The sequence below is a fragment of the Bradyrhizobium sp. Ken64 genome (genome assembly GCF_055807555.1).
This window is the reverse complement of record NZ_JBVVPA010000061.1, coordinates 1-2,538: the sequence shown is the minus strand read 5'-3', so window position 1 is coordinate 2,538 and position 2,538 is coordinate 1. Positions and strand designations below refer to the sequence as shown.

General features: G+C 65.9%; 2 protein-coding genes. Both read right to left on the bottom strand.

What is annotated here, in order from left to right; translation table 11 throughout:
• Positions 1-447 (bottom strand): chemotaxis protein CheW (locus AC0L2F_RS35585; protein ID WP_247468230.1); only part of this gene is annotated, 447 nt, incomplete at its 3' end.
• Positions 448-471: 24 nt separating this feature from the next.
• Positions 472-2,538 (bottom strand): hybrid sensor histidine kinase/response regulator (locus tag AC0L2F_RS35580; RefSeq protein WP_473251503.1); only part of this gene is annotated, 2,067 nt, incomplete at its 5' end.

The window sequence follows — 2,538 nt, the reverse complement described above, 5'->3', positions numbered from 1 at the left end:
GAGCTCGAGGACGCGGTCGACGTCGAGGACGACCATGAGCTGGCCGTCGAGACGGTGGACACCGCCGGCGAGCTTGGCCATGCGGGGGTCGAGATTGACGGGGTTTTCTTCCATGCCGTCCTCGGCGAGCCGCAGCACTTCGCCGATCTGGTCGATCAGCAGGCCGTAGGATTCACCGCGCAGGTCGACGCCGACCGCCATCGGGATCTTGCCGTCCTCGGGCTTGGGCAGGCCGAGCCGGGCGCGCATGTCGACCACGGTGACGATGCGGCCGCGCAGGTTCAGCACGCCCGCGATCTCGCGCGAGGACAGCGGCACGCGGGTGACGCGCTCGGGCATGAACACGTCCTGGACGCGGGAGATCGGCAGGCCGAACAGCTGGCCGCCGATCATCGCGGTGACGTATTCGACCATGGCGCCTTCGCCGGACTGGGTCTTCTTGGTCATGTTAGTTTCTCCTGATCCCGCTGGTTACGCTGCTGCGCGGCTCAGCTCGGAGGCACCGGCGGCGCCCGCGGTCTGTTCCTTCAGCGCCGCGATCAGACCGGGACGGTCGAACTTGGCGACATAGTCGTGGAAGCCGGCCTGACGGCCGCGCTCGATCGCCGCCGGCGACACCAGCGCGGAGAGCCCGATGATCGGCATCGCGCCCAGATTGCTGTCGGAGCGGATGGTCTCGGCAAACTCGAACCCGTTCATGTCGGGCATCTCGATGTCGGTCAGGACCACGTCGAAGCTCTGCGCGCGCAGAGCAGCTAAGCCCTCCTGCGCGGTCGGCGCGGTGCGGACGCGGTAGCCGGCGGCCTTGAGCACCGGGGCCAGCATGTTGCGGAAGAACGCGGAGTCGTCGACCAGCAGCACCGATTGCGAGTGCAGCGACGGCTTCATCTCCTTGCGGGTGAACCAGTCGGAGAACGCCATCGGCAGGAAGTGGCCGACGTCGATCACTTCGGTGGCCTGGCCCTTGATCACGGCCGAGCCGAGAATGCCGGAGGAGGATCCGCCGACCTCGATGTTGAGCCGTTCCTCGACGATGTCGATGATCTCGTCGACGACGAGGCCCATGGAGCGGCCGTCATCGGAGAACACCAGGATCGGCTGGGCGCCCTGGCTCGCGATGGTGACGCTTTCCATGGCCACGAGCGGCATCAGCTGCTCGCGGTACTGCACCATGTAGCGGCCGTTGCTGAACTCGATCTTGTCGGCCGGCAGTTCTTCCAGGCGCGTGACGAGCCCGAGCGGGACCGCCTTGGGCTGGGACGAGCCGGCGCGGAACACCAGCAGCGAGGTGGTCTGCTCGCCCGATCCGATGTGGTGAGCCCCGTTCTCGTTGTTCATGTCATGGGCCGAGGAGCCGGCGGCGCCGAGCGCCTTGGCAATGCCGTTGGGGTCGATGATCATGATGACCGCGCCGTCGCCCAGGATGGTATTGCCCGAGAACATGTCGATGTGACGCAGTTTCGTCGACATCGGCTTGACCACGATTTCTTCGGTGTGGAACACGCCGTCGACGACGATGCCGAAGGTCTGGCTGCCGACCTGCGTCACCACGATGAAGCCGTTCTCGGGATCGGAGACCGCGCCGTCGTCGATCTTGAGCAGCTTCTTGAGATGGATCAGCGGCAGCAGCTTGTTGCGCAGCCTGAGCACCGCGGTGTCCTTGATGCGCTCGATGCGGTGCTCCGAGTTGGCGCGGGCACGCACCAGCTCGACCACGGAGAGCTGCGGGATCGCAAAGCGGTCGCCGGCGGCTTCCACGATCAGCGCGGAGACGATGGCGAGCGTCAGCGGGATCTTGATGGTGACGGAGGAGCCTTCACCGGCGACCGACTTGATGTCGATGGTGCCGCCGATCTGGTCGATATTGGTGCGCACCACGTCCATGCCGACGCCGCGCCCCGACACCGAGGTGATGGCGGCCGCGGTCGAGAAGCCCGGCGCGAAGATGAACTTGTGGATCTGGGCTTCGCTCATCTTCTCGAGCTCGGCCTCGCTGACTAACCCTGAGGAGATCGCCTTGGCCTTGATCCTGTCGGTGTTCAGGCCACGGCCGTTGTCGGCGATGCAGATGATGATGTGGCCGCCCTCGTGATAGGCGGACAGGCGAATGGTGCCCTGCTCGCCCTTGCCGCCGGCGAGACGCTCGGCCGGGGTCTCCAGGCCATGGTCGGCGGAGTTGCGCACCATGTGGGTGAGCGGGTCCTTGATCAGGTCGAGCACCTGGCGGTCGAGCTCGGTGTCGGCGCCGTGCATCTCCAGCTCGATCTGCTTGCCGAGTTCGCTCGAGAGGTCGCGAACGATGCGGGGCAGCTTCTGCCAGGCATTGCCGATCGGCTGCATGCGCGTCTTCATGACGCCTTCCTGCAGCTCGGCGGTGACGTTGGACAGCCGCTGCAACGGCACCTTGAACTCGGTGTCCTCGTTGCGGCGGGAAATCTCCAACAGCTGGTTGCGGGTCAGCACCAGCTCCGAGACCATGGTCATCAGATGCTCCAGCGTATCCACGTTGACGCGGATCGACTGGTTGGCGATGCTGGC